General features: G+C 38.1%; 19 protein-coding genes and 1 pseudogene. 4 read left to right on the forward strand and 16 right to left on the reverse strand.

Features of this window, described 5'->3' with window-relative positions:
• Nucleotides 1-3: 3 nt before the first annotated feature.
• Nucleotides 4-2,052, reverse strand: coding sequence for a ComEC/Rec2 family competence protein (locus tag GFH32_RS13865; protein ID WP_153512158.1), 2,049 nt, complete (start codon nt 2,050-2,052; stop codon nt 4-6).
• A gap of 46 nt (nt 2,053-2,098) precedes the next feature.
• Nucleotides 2,099-4,084: a ComEA family DNA-binding protein gene (locus GFH32_RS13870; protein ID WP_153512159.1), complete on the reverse strand. Its 1,986-nt coding sequence runs from the start codon at nt 4,082-4,084 to the stop codon at nt 2,099-2,101.
• A gap of 299 nt (nt 4,085-4,383) precedes the next feature.
• Between GFH32_RS13870 and GFH32_RS13875 the strand changes: the two genes are divergently transcribed.
• A complete protein-coding gene (locus GFH32_RS13875) occupies nt 4,384-5,046 on the forward strand; it encodes an NAD-dependent epimerase/dehydratase family protein (protein WP_153512160.1) in 663 nt (220 codons plus the stop codon).
• Nucleotides 5,047-5,232: 186 nt separating this feature from the next.
• Here the strand turns inward: GFH32_RS13875 and GFH32_RS13880 are convergent.
• Nucleotides 5,233-6,753, reverse strand: a pseudogene (locus GFH32_RS13880) (IS1182 family transposase); the annotation flags it as partial.
• A 160-nt stretch (nt 6,754-6,913) separates the two neighbouring features.
• A complete protein-coding gene (gene gyrB / locus GFH32_RS13885; protein ID WP_153512161.1) occupies nt 6,914-8,872 on the reverse strand; it encodes a DNA topoisomerase (ATP-hydrolyzing) subunit B in 1,959 nt (652 codons plus the stop codon).
• Between the two features lie 210 nt (nt 8,873-9,082).
• Between gyrB and GFH32_RS13890 the strand changes: the two genes are divergently transcribed.
• Both GFH32_RS13890 and GFH32_RS13895 read left to right on the forward strand, forming a co-directional pair.
• On the forward strand, nt 9,083-9,691 hold the full coding sequence (locus GFH32_RS13890; RefSeq protein WP_153512162.1) for an OmpH/Skp family outer membrane protein: 609 nt from the start codon (nt 9,083-9,085) through the stop codon (nt 9,689-9,691).
• Between the two features lie 243 nt (nt 9,692-9,934).
• The gene (locus tag GFH32_RS13895) at nt 9,935-10,840 is read left to right on the forward strand and encodes a magnesium transporter CorA family protein (RefSeq protein WP_153512163.1); all 906 of its coding nucleotides are present in this window, start codon (nt 9,935-9,937) and stop codon (nt 10,838-10,840) included.
• Here the strand turns inward: GFH32_RS13895 and tsaB are convergent.
• The 5 genes from tsaB to mscL form a co-directional block, all read right to left on the reverse strand.
• Complete coding sequence (gene tsaB / locus GFH32_RS13900; RefSeq protein ID WP_153512164.1) at nt 10,835-11,545, reverse strand: tRNA (adenosine(37)-N6)-threonylcarbamoyltransferase complex dimerization subunit type 1 TsaB; 711 nt, start codon at nt 11,543-11,545, stop codon at nt 10,835-10,837. The two genes, GFH32_RS13895 and tsaB, sit on opposite strands and share 6 nt — an antisense overlap.
• A gap of 7 nt (nt 11,546-11,552) precedes the next feature.
• Entirely contained in the window at nt 11,553-11,807 is a 255-nt protein-coding gene (gene yidD / locus GFH32_RS13905; protein ID WP_153512165.1) for a membrane protein insertion efficiency factor YidD, read from the reverse strand.
• Nucleotides 11,770-12,177, reverse strand: a complete 408-nt coding sequence (locus GFH32_RS13910) for a ribonuclease P protein component (RefSeq protein ID WP_153512166.1) — start codon at nt 12,175-12,177, stop codon at nt 11,770-11,772. Before GFH32_RS13910 ends, yidD begins: the two co-directional genes overlap by 38 nt.
• A gap of 60 nt (nt 12,178-12,237) precedes the next feature.
• Nucleotides 12,238-12,396: a 50S ribosomal protein L34 gene (gene rpmH, locus GFH32_RS13915; RefSeq protein WP_153512167.1), complete on the reverse strand. Its 159-nt coding sequence runs from the start codon at nt 12,394-12,396 to the stop codon at nt 12,238-12,240.
• 172 nt (nt 12,397-12,568) lie between these two features.
• The gene (gene mscL / locus GFH32_RS13920; protein ID WP_153512168.1) at nt 12,569-12,976 is read right to left on the reverse strand and encodes a large-conductance mechanosensitive channel protein MscL; all 408 of its coding nucleotides are present in this window, start codon (nt 12,974-12,976) and stop codon (nt 12,569-12,571) included.
• Nucleotides 12,977-13,331: 355 nt separating this feature from the next.
• Between mscL and GFH32_RS13925 the strand changes: the two genes are divergently transcribed.
• A complete protein-coding gene (locus tag GFH32_RS13925; RefSeq protein WP_153512169.1) occupies nt 13,332-13,976 on the forward strand; it encodes a response regulator transcription factor in 645 nt (214 codons plus the stop codon).
• 56 nt (nt 13,977-14,032) lie between these two features.
• Here GFH32_RS13925 and GFH32_RS13930 read toward each other — a convergent pair whose 3' ends face one another.
• The 7 genes from GFH32_RS13930 to murG all read right to left on the reverse strand — a co-directional run bounded on the left by GFH32_RS13930 (nt 14,033) and on the right by murG (nt 22,108).
• Nucleotides 14,033-15,169 carry a sugar phosphate isomerase/epimerase family protein gene (locus GFH32_RS13930; RefSeq protein ID WP_153512170.1) on the reverse strand — a complete coding sequence of 379 codons (1,137 nt, stop codon included), beginning with the start codon at nt 15,167-15,169 and terminating at the stop codon, nt 14,033-14,035.
• Nucleotides 15,170-15,247: 78 nt separating this feature from the next.
• Nucleotides 15,248-15,433 (reverse strand): histone H1, encoded by a 186-nt coding sequence (locus GFH32_RS13935; protein WP_153512171.1) that lies wholly within the window; start codon nt 15,431-15,433, stop codon nt 15,248-15,250.
• A gap of 129 nt (nt 15,434-15,562) precedes the next feature.
• Nucleotides 15,563-17,266, reverse strand: coding sequence for a cell division protein FtsZ (ftsZ, locus tag GFH32_RS13940; RefSeq protein WP_153512172.1), 1,704 nt, complete (start codon nt 17,264-17,266; stop codon nt 15,563-15,565).
• A 141-nt stretch (nt 17,267-17,407) separates the two neighbouring features.
• Complete coding sequence (ftsA, locus tag GFH32_RS13945; RefSeq protein WP_153512173.1) at nt 17,408-18,790, reverse strand: cell division protein FtsA; 1,383 nt, start codon at nt 18,788-18,790, stop codon at nt 17,408-17,410.
• A 39-nt stretch (nt 18,791-18,829) separates the two neighbouring features.
• Entirely contained in the window at nt 18,830-19,657 is an 828-nt protein-coding gene (locus GFH32_RS13950) for a cell division protein FtsQ/DivIB (protein ID WP_153512174.1), read from the reverse strand.
• The gene (gene murC / locus GFH32_RS13955; protein WP_153512175.1) at nt 19,650-21,005 is read right to left on the reverse strand and encodes a UDP-N-acetylmuramate--L-alanine ligase; all 1,356 of its coding nucleotides are present in this window, start codon (nt 21,003-21,005) and stop codon (nt 19,650-19,652) included. Before murC ends, GFH32_RS13950 begins: the two co-directional genes overlap by 8 nt.
• Nucleotides 21,006-21,007: 2 nt before the next feature.
• Nucleotides 21,008-22,108, reverse strand: coding sequence for an undecaprenyldiphospho-muramoylpentapeptide beta-N-acetylglucosaminyltransferase (murG, locus tag GFH32_RS13960; protein WP_153512176.1), 1,101 nt, complete (start codon nt 22,106-22,108; stop codon nt 21,008-21,010).
• Between the last annotated feature and the right edge of the window lie 4 nt (nt 22,109-22,112).

Consider the following 22,112-nt stretch of genomic DNA (forward strand, 5'->3'; position numbering starts at 1 on the left):
GTTTTATCCATCCCAAACATACGCAAAATTATCCTTCAAAATATAATAGGGCTGCGCTAGACCGTCTAATTCTGTCGTATATCGTCGGATTGAAGACCATGAGTTACTCCCATCAAATACCAATAAGCTTGTCCGATTATTGGATATTAATCGGGCATCATTTCTCAGAAGAATAAATTTTGCCTGTGATGTACAATGGCTATTACAAATTGCTAAAGTATGGCGCTCTCCTAATTTCAAACTATAGTTTCTATCCTTTGTCAGCTTACGGTATTTCACCTGTTTTAATCCTGCAAATTGGGAAACATCGCGATGCACATTGAATTTTAAATTAGGTTGATTAATCGTATCCGCTGATCCGAATAAAATGACCTCCCTCCTTTGAATGTATGCTATCGCATATTCTCGACCCATTTGATAAATTCTAAGTCCTTGATAGGTATTCAAAGCTTCATTTTTTTGATAGGAATTCATTCCAAGAATCAGTACCGCGAGCATGCTTGCAAATAGCATCCATTTGTTTTTAAAGCGCAGCGCTATCAGTAAAACCATTAACAAGAAATATATTGCGAAGGTCTCCTTCCAGTTTATTGATATACCTTTAATTGAAGAAAATGGTAACGATTCTATGTACTGCAGCGCCTTATGACTGTATAGTAATACGGATTGAATATTAGTTCCCAGAAAATGGTTGATACTATTAAACGGACTAAGGGATAGGAACATTCCAGCAATTAATATTAAGCTTGAAGGAATCGCCATTATTAGGTTACCAACGAGAAAATAAGTTGGAAATTGTTGAAAGTAATACGTTGCTAACGCAGTAGTACTGATTTGTGCACCCATACTCATGTAAACGATATCAAGTATCTCTTTTACTCCGCTATTAAACGAATAGTAAAATCGTTTGAAGATGGGCATTGTACTCATTATCCCGAAAACAGCGAGGTATGATAATTGAAATCCCATATCAAATAAATTCAACGGATTCGCAATTAGTAATATGAGTGCGGAACCCGCTAAGGAATTCATACCAATTAAATCTCTTCTTGCCCACAAAGCAATTAAGAATAGACTAAACATGACTGTTGCTCTTAATACTGCCGGTACAAGTCCACAAAGCAAGGCAAATAACCAGATCAACAATAACGCTAGTACAATTGCTATCAGTCTTCCATGTTTAATCAAGCGCAACGGCATAAGTACTAAGCTTAAAAACCCAAATAGAATACCTACATGCATCCCTGAAACACTTAAGATATGTATGGTACCTGTTGTGGAGAATGTTTCCATTAGCTTTGAACTTATCTCAGTTCTGTATCCAAATGTAATCGCTGCCGCTAAAGACGCATAGGTCTGATCGGGAATATAATCATGAAATCTTCGATACAGTAATCTTCGTCTATTGGAAATTATACTTTCAAAGTTTCGTTGAGCTTGATTTGCGATAATCTTATAATCATTCGTTCGAAACCAAATTTGATACTGGACACCTTGGCTCTTTAAATAAGCTTTATAATCAAACGCATTAGGATTTCTCATCTTACTTATGTTTGTAATGCGTCCTTTTATAAGGATAGTATCCCCGAGCTCCCCATACTGATTAAGCAGACTATCTTTTTGAAGTAAACCTTGAACAGGTACAGGCTGTGCAAGCTGCTTTACTTTTTGTCGATCAATACGTCCTAGAAGGTTTAGTTTAAACCGAATTACCTTTTCCCGTTCGATTGGTTCTTCTTCCAAAATTGCTAGCCATACTTGATTATTCTCAAGATCTTCGGCATTCAATTGTGGTAGCTGATTCAAAGTCAACTGCATTCCAAAGAATAAAAAACAAATGAATAAATAGCAGGATGTAGCTGGGCTTTGATTTTTTCGATTCAGTAGGAAAAGCACTGGTAGTAAACCCAAGAGAAATGTAAAGAGATGAGTCAGTTCGCTTTGGTTTACATCATTGACGTAGACAATGATAATACCTAAACAAAATGGAATCAATAGCTTAAAGCATGGAGATTTTGCTATGCCTAATTTAAATTCAAATTGGCTCATCATTGATATCGAATTTGAAAACGAATCTCTGTACGACGGTTCTTCTCTACTAAATCAAGGCCGAACCATACGAATCCTGATCGAAATATCTTGTCCAGCCTACCTTCGCCCAGATTGCCCATTTTTTATTTAGTTTGACACGTTGATTGATATAAAGACGAGCCCCTCTATGGTAATAGAATGGAAAGGATAGAGAGTAAAGCATATCGCGTTCGAAACTGTATATTCTAGCATTGTAACTATCTATATCAAAATAGATCATGCGCACACTTGCTTTCCACCGCTTTTCAACATCTTGCCATTGAAAATCCTGATATGCAAGCACACCATTTTGCTTGTGCTCCATTGATTTTGAAAAATGGGTGAATTCAACGCGATTTGCAATCTCCCAATTAGTCGAAATTTTATAATGAAAATTTATTCGTATTTGATCCTTCTTCACCTTTGCTAATTCATCATAAACCTTAAATTTAGCAAGGTAATTCTCCTCGTATTCACGATGCTGATATCGGAGAGCAATAGCACCACGTTTATACCAAATTCTTTGTATTTGGCTATAGAATAAGCTTCCTTGACTGGGTAGCCTTGCTCGATAGCGTAAATCAGGAAATTTGTGGAAATCGATAGCAGTAGATAGATCCCAGCTTCTTGATGGATGGTATCTCAATGCGAAATATACCCCCCTTTCATTGCCGAGTGTTGATAATCTCCCATATCCTTCAGCGTAGAATTGATGATAATTCGACTGATAGTTTCTATAATTTATTCCAACTGAAAACTTTTTCCCCAAGGATACGACAGACCCCATCATATGCGCCCAGCCTGTATTTATACTGTGTGCTGTTTCCCCATAGAAAAAGGTATTGAGGGATGTGTATTGTCCATAAATTCCTAACTGTCGTAAGTGTCTACCTTTAAAGCGATATTCATTATATGCTTGCTGAGACGGCGAAACATCATGTTTAAAGTCAGTTCCTAGATAAGTGATCCCCATCTTGAGGCGAGATTTATCATATTCTGCATTCAAGCCATAGACCCTTTGCTTTACAGCCCTCCTATTCCGCAGTTCGTAGGCAGTTCGATGAAGTCCGGATGCATTGAAACCTGTAATCACCGTTGCTCCTTCCCTCGATGCCAGATTACCTGTCAATGCATTGTAAGACACAAAGGGAGTTAACTTTGTGCGTCGAAATTTTGTCGTTAACGCAATTCCTCTAAAATATCCCGACTCACGCATTCCGGTATGCTGACGAATACCTGCCCCTAAACTGGTTGTTTGCAGCACCGCATTTCCACGTGTAAACTGTCCCCCCGACCAAAGCGTTAATCCTTGTCCAAACTGGAGATTATAATCCCCAATTACGAGCTTCTCCATTCTACCAACATCTTTGGCTAAAAGGGAGCCTGAATAGTAATCAAAGCCATAGCGTTGCTTTCTATTGAAAAATGGCTCTCCGGGATCCTTCTTAGCATTAATCGATAAGTAATATCTGTTTTGAATTTTATGTCGTATTCTAACTAGTATACGATTCGGATCCCCCAAATATCGTGATCGAAGTGTATCTGAAATTTGGAAACCACGTTTGATCTCTAATTGGCGAGCGATGCTGCTCATAATATATCCCTTACCCTTACTTATGGATGAACTTGGCGGGATGAGTCGGGTAGATTCATTAATTGTGACGAGTGGCAGCAGCATTTCTACCGTTTCGATGTCAAAACCAGCAATCGCTTGTAGCTCATAAATGGAAATAAAATCACCAGCGAGCTCTCTGTGTCGTAGAAATTGCTCGATTTGATAAAAACTTAAAAAAGGTATTTTTTGAAGGCTTGCACGATCTACTTGATTTAGATTAATTGGCTTACGTCTAAGTTCTTCAAGATACTCTTGGTGCTCTATCAAACCTTCATGTATTTGCTCTTCCTCGAGACTAGAATTGGCGATATTTTCAACATAATTCTCTTCCGCCTCTTGAGCAATAACAATAGAACTGAGTCCTAAAAATAAGAGTATTAAGCCAACAAAAACTATCATAACCTGTTGATTAAGAAGAAGCAATCTAACACATCGTTTTATTTATTAAGAAATTAATTATCATTAATAATATTTAGATTACATCTCTTTAAAGAGACCATCAGCGTTAGATTTCCTCGATAATTAGGTTATCGAGGAGGATTTGCTACAAATTTTAGGTAATAACCTATAAAATTGAGCACGTTACAAATTTTTAGTACAACTTTTGATAGGTAAAACTGAAGGATTGATGAATTCTAATAAAATACCTGCTAGCTGCAGCAGCTATAGAAGTTAAGTAAAGAAAATATTGGATAGCGATGAAAATAAAAGTTTTGATAACTGGAGCAACAGGAATGGTTGGAGAAGGTGTATTGCAGGAATGCTTACAGAATGATCAGGTGGAAAAAATCTTGTTGATAAACAGAAAATCTTCTGGTTATCAAGACAGCAAAATCGAGGAAGTATTAATTGATGATTTTTTCGACTTAACTGCTATTCAAAATATCGTAAAAGGGTACGATGCCTGCTTTTTCTGCCTCGGCATCTCTTCAATTGGTATGAACGAAGCAGACTATACACGTACAACCTATGATTTGACCCTACATTTCGCTGAGATGCTTGCAAATGTTAATCCACAAATGACGTTTTGCTATGTTTCTGGTGCTGGAACCGACTCTACAGAAAAGAAAAAAACAATGTGGGCAAGAGTAAAAGGAAAGACAGAAAATGATCTTTTAAAATTACCGCTTCAAGTTTATAACTTTCGTCCAGCATTTATGAAGCCTTTCAAAAATGCCAAACATGTAAAACCATCTTTGAAGCCACTTATTGGATTTATGTCTCTTTTTCGTCCGCTTAATCCGAGTTATTTCTTGACTTTAGAAGAAGTTGGTGACGCCATGATCAATGTAAGTTTGCATGGTTACTCTAAAGATATATTAGAGACAAAAGATATCTCATTCATGTCCAGTACAAGATAAAAAAAGAAGGTGTCTAAAAAGGCACCTTCTTCTGTTTTATAGCTTTTGCGATTCCATTACTGTTTTCATTTTTGAGTTTTAAGCAGTAAGTCTATATTTTGTGGTTTTAACGCTCCTGACTCCAATTTTTATCGTATATAGTGTTTTATCGCTATAACCATTTCGAAACAAGACATCGTTTGCCCACTTTTTTGCCCATTTTCTGAGGTTATGAGCAATGGCCATCAAACCGAACTCTACAGCGACTTTCTCCAGTCCTTTCATCGTGAACCGGGTAAACTTGTTGTTGCTTTTCATCTGACCGAAAACAGCTTCCACTTCTATGGGTCGCTTGCTTCGATGGTACATTCCCTCTTCTGATAGCAGTCTTTTTCGGGCTTTAGCCTTGAGCTGATCAAGCCTGTGGTTCACTTCAATAATACGATTGCCTTTTGCTTTATGGCACCCACTGCGCATTGGGCAGCCTTCGCATCGCTGAGCCTGATAACAGCTTACCCGGGCAGTATATCCATTGGTACTAACTCTGGTTGCATGACCGATATAGCTGAGCTTCTGTCCGGCCGGACATACATAATAGTCATCTTGCTGGTTGTAATACAGATTCTGTACCGAGAAAGGATCCTGTTTATGCTTGCGCTTCTGTTCCACATGAAAGTAATTGTACTTGACAAAGGCAGTTATGCCCTGTTTTTCCATCAATTCATAGTTCTGTTCACTACCATAACCGGCGTCTGCTACAAGCTGTTCGCTTTGTTTTCCGTAATGGGACTCAAAGCCTTCCAAATGTTCCGGCAGGGTTGTGGTGTCGGCAGTTGTTTGATGGATGCTGTAATGGGTGATGAACTGATCTTCGGTGCTGATTTGGGTATTATAGGCTGGCTTAAGCTGGCCATTCTTCATGTGGTCCTCTTTCATCCGCATAAACACAGCATCGGTATCGGTCTTGCTATAACTATTGCGATCTCCCAGTACTTCCAGTTGCTCTTCATATTTCTCTAGTCGAGGCAAATAGTCCTCTTCAAGTTTCTTAAGCTGCTTATCAGTAGATTTATTGGCTCCTTTGAACTTGGCATTGATCGCTTCGATCTTTTCCTTCAACCGACTGCTATCAATGGCCTTGCTAACTTCTTGATGCCCTAATGAAGATTGGTCTTGGGCGATCTGAGCCTCGATTTCCGAAAGAACCGAAGCAATGTTTGCTTCTAGCTTTACCTTATTCTTCTCGACCGATTTCTTCCAAACGAACGTATAACGACCAGCGACCGACTCGATCTTGGTGCCATCAACATATTGAACTTTCAGGCTAACATACTCCATATCATGCAGCATACGAACGATACTTGCAAACAGCTCTTGTATCTGTCCTTTAAGACGCTTTCCTCTGAAATAATTGATTGTACGATAATCAGGTGTGCTATTGCCCGAAAGCCACATGAAATGGATATTCTCTTGTAAGGCGCGCTCAATTTTTCGGCAAGAATAGATATTGCTTAAATAGGCGTAGAACAGCACCTTAATGAGCATTCTAGGGTGAAAACTAGTGGTGCCTCCGCCTTTATACTGACGGATAATATGATCTAGATCCAACTGATCAACAACCTGACTCACCAACCGAACCGGATGGTTCATTGGAATACGATCTAAAATATTCTCAGGAAATAGACTCGGACTATTGGATGGAAGCGCTTTGAATTGTATGTTTGCCATATTGTTTTTTTGGGTGCACCTTAAGATACAAAATCTTAAGGACAAAAAAACAGAAAAACCCCGCCATTTTTTAATGACGGGGTTCTTTCTTTAAGAGACCTTTTTAGACAGCCCCTTTTTTCTATTTTATAATCTGATCTCTTTGAATTATACTTAATTCCTAGATATCTATTTTAGCATATTTCGCATTACGCTCAATAAACTCACGTCGAGGAGCAACTTCATCTCCCATTAACATAGAGAAAATGCGATCACATTCTGCTGCATTTTCAATCGTAACTTGACGTAATGTACGACGTTCTGGATCCATTGTTGTATCCCACAATTGCTCGGCATTCATCTCACCAAGACCTTTATAACGTTGAACATGTACACTATCTTCTTTACCAGCTCCTTTTAAACGTTGGATTGCCGCTAAACGCTGATCCTCTGTCCAAGCATATTCAAATTCTTTACCTTTTTTAACCATATACAAAGGAGGTGTAGCGATATAAACATAGCCACGCTCAATTAATTCCTTCATATAACGGAAGTAGAATGTCAATAATAATGTCGCGATGTGAGAACCGTCGACATCAGCATCCGTCATGATTATCACTTTATGATAACGAAGTTTATCCGTATTTAAAGCTTTCGAATCTTCTGCTGTACCAATACTAACTCCTAAAGCTGTAAACATATTCTTGATCTCCTCATTTTCGTAGATCTTATGTTCCATCGCTTTTTCTACGTTTAGAATCTTACCACGTAAAGGCATAATCGCTTGGTACATACGATCGCGACCTTGCTTCGCAGTTCCGCCCGCAGAATCTCCCTCGACAAGGAATAACTCACATTTCGCAGGATCATTGTTTGAACAGTCTGCCAACTTACCTGGAAGACCTGAACCTCCCATAACAGTCTTACGCTGTACTAGCTCCCTTGCTTTACGCGCCGCAGCACGAGCTTGGGCAGCAACAATAACCTTCTGGACGATTAACTTTGCTTCTCTTGGGTTTTCCTCTAAGTAAGAGCTTAAAATCTCACCAACAGCAACGTCAACAGCACCCATTACTTCAGAGTTACCTAACTTTGTCTTAGTCTGTCCCTCAAACTGAGGCTCGGCTACTTTTACAGAAATAACTGCCGTTAAACCCTCGCGGAAATCATCTCCTTGGATATCGATTTTTAGATTCTTCAATAAACCTGAATCATCCGCATATTTTTTCAATGTACGTGTTAGTCCACGACGGAAACCTGCAACGTGAGAACCACCTTCAATCGTATTGATATTATTCACGTAAGAGTGAACATTTTCAGAATACGTATCGTTGTATTGAAATGATAACTCAACGGGTACACCTTGTTTAACACCTTCTACATAAATAGGTTCAGCAATTATAGATTGGCGATTACCATCTAGGAACTTAACAAATTCTTGTAAACCACCTTCAGAAAAGAAGTCATCTCTTTTGAAAGAGCCGTCATCCAATATTTCACGCTCATCAATCAACGCTAAATGAATTCCTTTGTTAAGGAACGCTAGCTCGCGCAAACGATTTGCTAAAGTATCATAATTGTAAACCGTAGTTGTAGTAAAAATCTCTGGATCTGGATGGAATGTAACGATAGTACCATTCTTTTCCGATACTCCTATTTCTTTCACATCAAACTGAGGTTTTCCTTGTGCATATTCTTGAACAAAGATTTTACCCTCACGGTGTACCTCTGCACGTAACTTTGTAGACAAAGCATTAACACAGGATACGCCGACACCGTGTAAACCGCCAGACACCTTATAGGTATCTTTATCGAATTTACCGCCAGCGTGTAATATTGTCATAACCAGCTCAAGAGCTGACTTATTCTCTTTCTTGTTGATACCCGTAGGGATACCACGACCATTATCGCTTACAGAAATCGAATTATCTTGAAAAATTGTGACAATAATATCATCACAATAACCCGCAACAGCTTCGTCAATTGAGTTATCGACGACTTCATATACCAAGTGATGTAGACCTTTCACACCGGTATCACCAATGTACATGGAAGGGCGCTTACGCACTGCTTCCAGACCTTCTAATACTTGAATATTGTCTGCTGAATACGTAGATGCATTTTTATTTTCTTCGCTCATGAAAATACCTTAAAATTACGATGATTAACTTTCAAAAATACGAATTTTTAAGCTAAATATCAAACAATATCACGTTAAAAACGCTCTCAAAAACTTTAGTTTTCATAAACCCCGCAATAGAGATTTTTAACGGCTTTTAACCTTAACAACTAGAAAATTTAAATTTTTTATCTTAGGTTTGTCGTTAATAAAATAGAAATACACTATAGAATGAATAAAATAGCAAAATTGACCCTAGGCCTGTTAGCTACAGCATCAGTGGTTGCATGTAATCAACAAGGTGAAACCAAGTCGACAACTGCTACTCCAGCGGCAACAAATGCCGTAGCAGAAGCAAAAGAAGACAAGATTGTTTATGTGAATTCGGACTCATTATCGGAGCAATATCAATACTTCAAAGATATTCGCGCAAAACTAGAAGCGAAAGTGAAAAAAGCACAAAGCGATTTACAAGCGAAGGGTCAAGCATATCAACGCGAGGTTGCTGAATACCAGCAAAAAGCGGGTACTATGAGTGCTACAGACCGTCAAGCAACAGAAGAACGATTAATGAGAAGACAACAAGAGATTCAACGTTTAGATCAAAATGCTTCTCAATCTATAGCACAAGACGAAAGCACTGAATTCAATAAAGTGTATACGACAGTTACAGACTATTTAAAGAAACACGCAGAAGAAAAAGGATACAAATTTGTATTAACTTATTCTAAAACAAATCCAGCTGTACTTTATGCTGATCCAGCATCAGATATTACGAAAGCTGTAATTGAATCGTTGAATAGCGAATACAAAACAACACAAACTGCTGAAAAGAAATAATAGCACAAATATTTAAAAAAGAAAACGCCGCTAATTTATGTTAGCGGCGTTTTCTTTTTTAAATCAAGTAGAAAATGACTAACCGCTAAAAAAGCTGTTTGAAAAGCATTCAACATGGAAGCCGCTTTGTCGAAGCGTCATTTATAGATCTATCCTTATTTCTCAAAAAAGGCCTTAATTATAAGTGATCTAAAACTTTTGGTATATATATTAAAAACTTAATAACAAATACTAAATTTGATTATGGTAAAACAGATTCTAAGCAAGGAGCAAAACGGATTTGATTGGTTCGATATCAGCAACCCGACTATTGAAGATTTCAAAGAACTTAAAGATAGATACAATCTAAATGACGCTTCAATTAAGGACTGTTTAGAAACCGGACATTTACCTAAAATCGAAGAATTTGACTCTTACCATTTTTTAATTATTCGATTTATTGCAGATGATTTTCCTGAAAATTCCGATCATTTGATCGAAGTAACCAATAGAATCTCCATCTTTTATGATGAGGATTTTCTTATTACTACCCATCGCTATGATATCCCTGTTCTTCAAGAACTTATAGACATGGATAAAAACAATAAGCGATTTAAATCGAGTAAAAGCCTGGTTAACACGCTTGTTTCGTCTTCCATAAAAACGTTTGAAAACTTAGTGGTGAACAGTCTATCGACCAAGCTTGACTTATATGAGGAGATAGTTTTTCTACATAACCGCAGAAAACCTTTCTTGCGCAAGCTGTACTATCTAAAACGACAGATTGACCTTATTCGGATTATCCTCACGTTCTACAAAGATATCGTAGACTACTTTCATATGCCTGAGTATCAAAACATATATACACAGGATTTACGTGATTTGTATGCTAGAACAAATACCCTATATCGGAATATTGGAGAGAACACGGCACAACTTCTGTCGATATATTTCAATATCGAATCAAATCATACCAATGAGATAATGAGAACACTGACCATAATATCTGTGTTTTTTATGCCATTAACATTCATAGTAGGCATATACGGCATGAACTTCAAACACATGCCTGAACTGGAATGGTATTATGGGTACTCCGCTGTTTTAGGCGGTATGGGATTTTTGTCCGTAATTATCTATATCTGGTTTAAAAGAAAACAGTGGTTATAGTAAAGGAGATTTCTTCGGCGCGCTGACTACAAAATCTTTGAGGTAAAAAGGCTCAAAATAAGCGACGTCTTCGAATTGATTCTGTTGAAATTTCTCAAATGAAATCGCATCTTGGAAACTTGCCTTCGTATCGAAACCAACTTGAATTTGGATAGCAGACTGACTACTGAAAAGTTCCTCAAATTTATCCGCTCCGGACCCGAAAAAGATTAAGTTGTTACCATTTTCCAAATAAGTATTGAAAGTATCGGCATCAACTATTAACGCCTTAGTCTCTTCAATTATCTCTCCATTGAGAGAAAAGACCTGCGTATAAACCTCCTGTCTCCTCGCATCTATCATTGGAAAAAACAAGGTTGATTCATCAGCTTTCGTAGATAAGCCCCTAAAACCTGAAAACATCGCCTCTAACGTATTATTTGCGATCATTGGGATATCTAGTGCATAACATAATCCTTTAGCAACAGAAACCCCTATTCGAAGTCCTGTATAAGAACCAGGGCCTTTACTAACCGCTACTGCGGAAAGCTGACTCATATCCACATTCCCTTCTTCGAGCACGAGTTGGACGAACAATGTTAATGAAGAGGCATGCATATTTGGTTCATCGCCAACTAACTCATATACCGTACTCCCATTTTTCGATAACGAAACTGAACAAAGCGGAGTCGCGGTGTCTATTGATAAAATGTAAATGTCTGACATAGTATAATTATGGAACTGGATCATGGCCATGACCACCCCAGGGATTACAACTTGCAATTCGCTTGATCGTCAACCATCCACCCTTAAAAGGGCCATACTTCATGATTGCTTCCTTCCCATATTGAGAACACGTTGGCGTATAACGACAATTGGCACCAAGAAAAGGAGAAATAAATAGTTGATAGAATCTAATGATAATTAAGAAAACCCATTGTAGGGGTTGCTTAATCCCTTTTTCCCAGATTAGACGAAGCAAGTTCATGTGATAGTTTTTCTAGCAATATCTTCATTTTCGCATGAAGTTCGACAAAAGGTAACTCCTCTTTACCGATATACTGAATTGCTAATAACAAATGTAGGGAATAATCGCTCAAATTATCATAGAAAAAAGGCTTTTCTAAACGATAACATTCTCGAAGAAGTCGTTTTAGTCGATTTCGAGTAACTGCATGCTTAAATCGGCGTTTTGAAACCGAAATAATAGCCTGAGCTTTAGAAGGAAGAGTTTCACTTGTGTTACGATACATCAAGCGGAAAGGATACACAACAAAAGAAGAACCATTATGGAAAAGGTCATCTATTAACCTTTTGCTGCATAATCGTTCTTCTTTTGAAAATGTATATTTCTTCATCTCGATGAATAGATCCGGCAGTTTTGCGCTCGGCTCATGGATCACCGGAGACCGAATAGATTACCCTTTGTGACGGCTTTCGTCAGAAACAGTAAGACGTTTTCTACCTTTAGCTCTACGAGAAGCTAATACTCTTCTACCATTTGCAGAGCTCATACGCTCTCTGAAACCGTGCTTATTTCTTCTTTTTCTTTGTGAAGGCTGGAATGTTCTCTTCATGACGCTTTTATGCTTGTTTTAATACTTTGATTCAATTCTTTCCCTCCGAAGAGGAATGCAAAAATAAAGTTTATTTCACAATTCCGCAACACCTAAACAACAATTAATAAAAAAAGCAAATTATTTCAGTCAAATACCGTCATAATTTGCTTTGATATTAGTAAGAATACCCCTATTTATTTTTCAGGATATCACGAATTTCAGTTAATAACGTTTCTTCTTTTGTAGGTGCTGGCGCCTCTTCTGGAGCAGCAGGAGCTTCACGTTTCAAGGAATTGATACCTTTCACCACTAGGAAAATACAAAATGCAACAATGATAAATTGGATTAATACATTAATAAATGTACCATAACCAATTGCAACCTCTGCAACGCCTGCAGCCTCATTACCCTCTTTCAAAACATACTTCATGCTAGAAAAATCAATACCCCCAGTGAGCATACCAATAGGTGGCATAATAATATTATCCACTAAAGACGTAACAATCTTTCCGAAAGCACCACCGATTACAACACCGACAGCAAGGTCGACAACGCTGCCACGCATGGCAAACTCTTTAAACTCTTTTAAAAATCCCATAATTCTAAAATATATTTTAGTGCGAAAAATGTTGAACAGTTTCATTGTTCAACGACCCAATAAACACAAAAAAAAAGTTTTGACATGATATTCTAAAATATTTTTAAGAATATTCCTATTTATTGCAACATAATAATTGCTAAACTGAAAAATATTTCTAATAAATGATGTAGTAAATCGAATAAACCATTATATTTATAGCGAAGATAAATAGCGGAAACCATAAATATCCTTCAACATTATTACGTTTAATGACATTTATTTCTTCTTACTATATATTTCAAAATAAGGATGTGAGGGTGTTAAATTTATTAAATCACAATACATAATTATTCAAGAAAGTAACAGCAGATACATGAAAAAAATACTAATAGCTGATGACCATATCATTGTTCGGTTAGGAGTATCGACAGCAATTAAAGAAACGCTTAAGAACACCGAAATTGTACATGCTGAAACCTATGACGAGGTTTACGAGAAGTTAACAAACGGAAGATTTGATATGTTACTATTGGATATTAATATGCCTGGTGGCAATAATATCAAAGTAATCAAAGAACTTCTAGAAATTCAACCTGATTTAAAGATATTAGTGTTTTCATCTTACGACGAAACGCTTTATGCACTTCGATATATTGAGGCTGGCGCAGCAGGCTATGTCAATAAAACGACAAGTATGACCGAGTTTACAAATGCTATAAATAGCATTTTTGAACGCGGGAAATATATGTCTGACGCCATCAAGGATTTATACGTTCAAAAACTTACGACCAGTAAGTCAAAGATTGACAGCCTAAATCCACTTTACAAGTTATCAAATCGTGAAATGGATGTCGCAAGGCATTTAATTGAAGGACTAGGAATTATTGAAGTTTCAAGCCGTCTAAACTTGAGTTCATCAACAGTAAGTACCTATAAGAGTAGAATCTTTGAAAAACTTAATGTTCACAATATCCCAGACTTAATATCATTATTTAAGATACATGCAGAAAAGGAGTAGTTTACACTACTCCTTTTTTATTTTTCAATTAAATAAAATCGCTCAACTGACTTAAATTACAGTAACTGATCGATACTTAGTACAGGAATATCTTTCTTGTCTTGAACAACCAACTCCTTAGGGTTTACATAAGAATAACCGTCAGAATTCAAATCCCATAATAAAGGCGCTAAGAAATTAATACAGGCCTTAGCCCCTTGATTGATAGCCCCCATATTTTGTGTATCCTTTGAATTCTTCGCCTCATTCTCTATTTCAAACGGTCCGGAAAACTCGCGCTCATGTAAAACACGAACAAATGCGTTCCAATCCATATCATCCGTACCACCAAAACCCGGTAACATCGCTGTATAATGATGCCTATCCCAATCATGCTGTGGTATAGAAACACCTGCCTCCTTAGCTAATTCCGGATTAACGGATTGCATAGGATACATCCCTCCCCACTCTACGCGAGATTTCCCATAGTTTATTTTTGTAGTCTTCACGTGCACACGTTTTAAACGCTCAATGTCCATCGCTTGAATTACATCAACAGGATTTACATTCTGCCAGATATCATGGGACGGATCATAAATCTCACCATGCGCTTTACTTGGGATCATCGCATACATCAACTTACGAGCAGCAAGCACTGCCGGCAGATTATTGTAGGTGCTCGAAAAACGAGATGATCGCCATCCTTCCATTGGACAATTTTCATAAACAACAGTCACACCTAAATCCTCCGCATATTGAATAATCGGAGAAAAAACACGCTTGTACTCATCTAAATTCTTCTGGAAACCATCAATCTCATTACCTAGTGTATGATTATAACCTACAAATGTCCCCACTTTCACATCATTCTCGTCGCCCCCCAATAAGTAAGCAATACGAATAAGCTTTAATAAATGATTTTGATTTTTAATACGCTCAGCTTCATCACCTCCAATCATATTCTCAAAGGCGCCAAGAGATAGCCTCAAACCGGCTGAATTAAAGCGATCTAAGACAACCTTAGCGTCGTCTAACCCAAATCCCTCATAATCCAAATGCGTTGCTGTATGATCTTCTCTAGTGCCGTCCTTTCGGAAAACACAAAGATCAATACCTTGCGCTCCACTCGCCTTCGCAACTTCTAATAACTCAGATTGATTTAACTTTTCATACGCTGAGCTCATCAGCCATATTGGATTCTGTATTACTTTCATAAAATTGAAGATATAAAAAAATTACACATAAAAAAAAGCCCTGACGGGCTTAGAATGTAACAAGGCTTTCAGAATAACCTATTTTTTATTCTTCAAATCTTGAATGCCTAGACGTAGCGACTGCGATAAGGTCTTGATATCCTGAAGACCCTTTCTAATACGCGTACCAGCAGCACTATTGCCTTTTGAGAAAAACTTATCAGCATCTCCTTCTAAACCGTCAATTAGAGATTTCAACTCTTTAAATTTATCAATACTTGCCATAACTGTTAGATTTATTTGTTTAAAATTAGTAACTAGCTTAAAATTAACATCTTTTTCCAAGAATCAAAATCTAAAAACAAAAAAAAGGTGACCTTCACAGGCCACCCTCATTTATTAAATAGGATAAGATTAATCTACATTATCGTGTAAAAACGAATTGTTAGGTCTAATTTCTGTCTCACCATCGTCGAAAGAAAGAGTGAAACGAGAAACTTGGGATTGAGAAGAATGAGGCACATCATCCAATGTTTTTTGCTTTCTCTTGTAAGCAGGCTCATTCTCTAATTCCTGAAGACCGTTTGAAGATTTTAATTTCATGCTCAATTCTTTCAATCGCAAGATTCGCTCTTTCGTTTTCAACAATTGATCCTCAAAATTAATCTCTTCTTTTTTCGCTTCTTCAAGCACATCTTCAGCAACAGGAAACTGCTCTGAAATTTCATTTGCAAAACTTGACTCCTCTTCTTGATCAGCTGCCGGTTTATATGCATCAAACACGGTCGGCAATTTGAATTCAAATAAAGAAGGTGAAGTTTTCAATTCAAAACCGTGTGGATTTGAATCTTCCTCGACCTCTTCAATCTCCGAAGAGTTATCAAATTCCAAAGTATGACGAATGATTTTATCACCATTGTCAGCCACAGCTGCTGCACTTGGCGAAGTCACTGTCTTGTTGGAAAACAAATCTTGAGGAGGCTGAGGCGCCGGATTTTCAACAGATTGAGTAGGCTTTACAAAAGCACTTTGATCAACTGCAGGACGCTCAACAAATTGATTTTGAGAAACCGGTTTTATGAAAGCAGAAGTTTGAACCTCTGGAGTTAAGGGAATAGCAATTTTCTCTTTCTCTTTTTCTTTAACACGCTCCTCAGCTGTTTGGAATCCAGTTGCGATAATGGTAACAGAAAGTTCATCATCATAATTCTCATCGATACAGTTACCCCAAATTAAGTCCGCAGATAATCCTGCTTTCTCTTGGATATAATCTGTAACGATAGCAACTTCATCCATAGTAACTTCACGTTTACCGGAAGTTATGTTTAATAAAATATAGCGAGCACCTTCAATCTCATTATCTTTCAATAATGGAGACGCTAATGCGCCAGTTACAGCATCTAATGCACGTTGTTCACCAGTAGCAATAGCATTACCCATGATCGCAACACCACTATCGTTCATCACTGTGCGAACATCTTTGAAATCGACGTTCACATAACCAGGGATTGTAATAATCTCCGCAATACCTTTCGCTGCTGTTGTCAGTATATCATCTGCTTTAGCAAATGCAGCAGTCATTGTTAAGTTGCCAAAGATCTCACGAAGGCGATCATTTGAAATGACTAAATAAGAATCTACATATTTACGCAATTCACCAAGGCCTTCCTCAGCTTGCATACGACGTCTTTTACCTTCGAAAGTAAATGGAGTAGTAATTATAGCAACCGTTAGAATTCCCAATTCTTTTGCAGCTTTCGCCAATACCGGACTTGCACCTGTACCAGTTCCACCGCCCATACCTGCAGTGATGAAAAGCATCTTAGTATTTGTACCCAACATGCGTTTGATATCCTCAATACTTTCGATCGCTGAATTCTCACCAACATCGGGATCAGCTCCAGCACCCATACCTTCTGTTAGACTTGCACCTAACTGAACCTTATTCGGAATGGGACTAAGCTCCAATGCCTGTGCATCCGTATTACAAACGATGAAGTCTACACCAGAAATTCCTTGCTTATACATGTGATTTACGGCATTCCCACCGCCACCACCTACACCAATTACCTTGATAATTGATGAATTCTCCTTTAACATCTCAAATTGTATCGACATATATGTTATCCTATTTAATTCTTCCTCAAGCAATTACGTTATCGCAATTTGACTCAACAATTCTAAGGTAATATTACCAAAATCTTAACAACAGTTTTCCACATTTGTTAAAATGTGGAAAAAAGAGAGTGATGTTGATAATTATTTTTTGCCGATGAAAGTATCATCGTCTATATCTGCGCCATCTTTGATCCAATCGCCTAAGAAACGTGTTAACCAACCCTCCTTTTTTGATTGACCCTCCGCTATTTCTTTAACGCCTTCTTTAGACTTTTCTTTTATTTGAGGAGACTTTTTAGTTACTTTTTCTTCATTTCGCATCTCCTCCTCTTCGATAGATTGAATCCCCTTAATCAATAAACCAATACCTGTTGCATATAACGGGCTTTTAAGTTCATCAAAAGCTTGTTTATTCAACATCTCAGTTTTTGCCAAGTATTCATTTGGATAGCCAATTCGGCAATCGATACCCGTGATATACTCAACAAGTTGAATTAAATGTTTCAACTGCGCACCACCACCAGTAATAACGATACCTGCAATTAATTTATCCTCATATCCTGAAGATTTGATCTCATAGTAAACATGCTCAATAATCTCTTCCATTCTTGCTTGAATAATGTAAGCAAGGTTTTTTACAGAGATTTCTTTTGCTTCACGACCGCGGATACCAGGTACACAGATCACCTCGTTATCTTTGTTCTCATCAGCTAAAGCAGAGCCATAACGAACCTTTAATTGTTCCGCTTGATTACGTAAAACAGAACATCCTTGACGAATGTCTTCTGTAACAATATTTCCACCCAATGGTATAACCGCCGTATGACGAATAATTCCCTCGTGGAAAATAGCAACATCAGTCGTACCGCCACCAATATCAACTAAAACAACACCAGCAGTTTTTTCCTCTTCATCCAACACAGCCTCGGATGATGCAAGAGGTTCTAAGATTAATTCAGAAACTTCTAAATCCGAATTATCTACACAACGTTTAATATTTTTTATATCCGTTACTCGACCAGAAATGATATGGAAGTTTGCTTCCACACGACGACCTGCCATACCGATAGGCTCTTTAATTCCGGGCTCATTGTCGATAGTAAACTCTTGTGGCAACACATGAATAATCTCTTCGCCTGGAGGCAAAACCAATTTATACATGTCGGAAATTAAACGTTCAATATCTAAACGTCCGATTTCATCATCATCGTTCTTGGTCAAGATACCACGATGCTGAATACTTTTAATGTGCTGTCCAGCTATACCAACATTGACAACTTTAATGTCTACATTGGATTGACCTTCCGCTACGGCTACGGCCTCGCGAATACTTGTAACCGTTTTTTGGATATTTGCTACTACCCCACGGTTAACACCGGCAGATTCAGCTTTGCCTACACCTAAAAGTTCCACCTTATTAACCCCACTACGACGACCAACGGTAACACAAATCTTTGTCGTACCGATGTCCAATCCAACGATTATTGGATTTTCTTTTTCATTTTCTGCAATTCTAGGTTTCATATGCTGTGTTTGATGCTGTATATTATTTCTTCTTTCTGTTTACTTCTTATTCATTTGCATTTGCAGGCTATCGATGAACCAATCACCGTTACGCTCGCAAATAATTTGACCGCCATATTTCACATTTACCTTACTATATGCTCCAGTCCCTACACGAGGCATAATGTGTTTATAGAAGGTGGCCAATCGACTCAATTTATAGTCTAAAGAATCTGCATTCCCAATGATCAGCGTTTGCTCGCCAACTCGCGGAATCAATTCTATATCTCTATCCTCATTAACATAAAGCTGAACGATTTGGTTACTCCACAAATCGTCATGCTTTGTATGCGCTACGACATCTACTAAATCTTTCACAATAGTTGATTGCACAGGCTCAAGCGCTTTTTTATACCCTTCTTTTATATTCCCATTTGCAACCATTACATGCGGAACATATTTCAACGTCACTGGAATTTTTTGATTCTTTGAATCCACATAGAACTCTTGACCTGCCTGATTAATCACTCGTACAACAACTTCTCGTTGCATGACCTGAACTTGCATCGTACCGTCCATATCCATATGCACATCGGCTTCTGAAACATAAGGCGATTTCTTCAACTCGTTCTCTATCTTTTGCAATGGAATTTCGTTTAAACTGCGACCAACGACTCTTCCAAACTTTTCATGTATCATAGAAGAAATATCCTGCTGATCAATAAAAGTCTCTTTCCCTTCCACCAATACTTTTAAAGAAGTACATACTTGGACTTGGTCTTTTTTCGAAACCAAACTCATCAACATAAATACCCCAATCAGGGAAGAAATTCCCAGAAAAAAGTAGCCTACTTGACGCCATTGTATGTTTCTAATCTTATTAAGCATTTGTCAAAACTTCTTTAATAGGTTTCACTAACTTATCAATATCACCCGCACCAACCGTTACAATTAATTCTGGTTGTTCGGTCTTCACGATTGCAAGAACTTCTTCTGGACTTACTAAGCGTTTATTTTCTAGACGAATTTTATCCAGTAGCCATTGCGAATCGACACCAGGAAGAGGAAGTTCACGCGCGGGATAAATCTCCATCAATAGAAGCTCATCAGCAAACGCTAAAACCTCCGCAAATCCATCGACAAAATCTCTAGTGCGCGTAAATAAATGTGGCTGAAAAACAACCGTCAGCTTCTTATTCGGATATAACTTTCGCATAGAAGTCAAAAACGCTCTTAACTCTTCTGGATGATGTGCATAGTCATCTATATAAATATGCTCCGGCGATTTGAATATATATTCAAAACGACGCTTTACACCAGCAAAAGTCGACAATGCATGAACAATCTTAGTGGCCTCGATTCCTAGTAGCTTTGCTACCGTGATTGCAGCAACTGCGTTCTCCACATTATGCAAGCCTGGAATACCAAGATGGATATCCTTAATTGTCAAATCTTCCGAATGGTAATCAAAATAAAACTCACTATCTCGAACATGAACATTTTCAGCGTAAGCATCTGTATGTTCTTCACGCGCATAATTAATATCAGCGGCGAATGGCAAACCATTCTTAACGATTTTTTGTCCATCAGCAACAACTCTATCCAAGAAAAGCTGGAAAGTTTCAGTAAGCTTGCTTGCCTCACCATAAATATCCAAATGATCTGCATCTGCGGATGTCACAATTGCAATGTTTGGATGAAGAGTTAAAAATGAACGATCGTACTCATCAGCTTCAACAACAACAACGTTGTTATCACCGAATAGAACATTATTTTGGTAGTTTGTACTAATCCCTCCTAAGAAGGCTGAACAATCATATCCACTATCTTTTAAAATATGAGCAACCATTGTTGATGTGGTTGTTTTGCCATGAGTTCCAGCAACTGCTATCGTAAATCGGCTTGCCGAAATAAAGCCCAGAACCTGAGAGCGTTTGAAAAGCTCATGACCAGCTTCAATAAAAAAGGCCTTTAGCGACAAATCCGAAGGAATCGCTGGCGTAAAAATGATCAAGGTCTCTTCACCTACTTGACTAAAAGATGAAGGTATTAATGTAATATCATCCGAATAGACAATAGGCATCCCCTCTGCTTCAAGTGTTCTAGTCAACTCTGTCGAAGTGCGGTCATATCCAGCAACCTCACAACCCAATTGACTAAAGTAACGAGCAAGACCACTCATTCCGATTCCTCCGATACCTAGTAAATAAACCCGTTTAATCTTATCGATATTCATCTTTACTTTTTTATTAAATTCAAAACTTCTTGAGCAATGACAACATCCGCATCCGGCAGAGCCAGTTTGTTAATCTCATCTCCCAACGCTTGCATTTTAGACTCGTCTTTCAATAGATTCAATAATGTATCAACCAAAATATTGCGAGCCTCATTATCTTTCACCATCAATGCCGCATCCTTATTGACTAACGCCATCGCATTTTTCGTCTGATGATCATCAGACACATTTGGTGAAGGCACAAGTACAACTGGTTTGCCAATCACACAGAGCTCAGAAATAGTCCCAGCACCTGCACGACCAACAATAACATCAGCGGCAGCATAAGCGTAATCCATGCGATCCAAAAATGCCAACAGCTTAATTCCCGCTGGTAATGTGTCGCCCAATTCTGCTTTCAGTTTGTCATAATAATAGCCGCCACATTGCCAAATAACTTGTACGCCAGCTTCCACAAACTTCGAAATACCCGCTTTAATACAATCATTCAGTGTCAACGCCCCAAGACTACCACCAGTCACTAAAACCGTCTTCTTGTTCAAATCCAAGGCAAAAGCATTCATTCCTTCGGCCCTTTTATTCTCAATAGCAACTGACGATTTACGAATAGGATTTCCTGTCAACAGAATGCGCTCCGAAGGAAAAAAACGATCCATTCCTTCATAAGCCACACAAATCTTTTTTGCCTTTGCACCCAACTTCTTGTTGGTAACACCTGCATAAGAATTCTGCTCTTGAATAATCGTCGGTAAGCCCATCATGTTCGCCATCATCAATAATGGACCAGACGCATAACCTCCGACTCCAATTGCAACCTCCGCATCAAACTTTTTAAGAACACTGCGCGCTTTCAAAAGGCTCTTTAACATTTTAAAAGGAAGCGCTAAATTTTTCAATAGCGATTGTCTGTTAATACCGACAATATCTAAACCCACAATCTCATATCCGGCAGCTGGTACACGTTCCATCTCCATTTTGCCCTCAGCACCAACAAACAATATCTCGGTATCTGGTGCTAATCGCAATAATGCATTCGCGATTGCAATCGCTGGGAAGATATGTCCACCCGTACCACCACCACTTATGATTACTTTATGAGCCATATTT

This window comes from Sphingobacteruim zhuxiongii, from assembly GCF_009557615.1.
Classification (GTDB): Bacteria; Bacteroidota; Bacteroidia; order Sphingobacteriales; family Sphingobacteriaceae; genus Sphingobacterium; species Sphingobacterium zhuxiongii.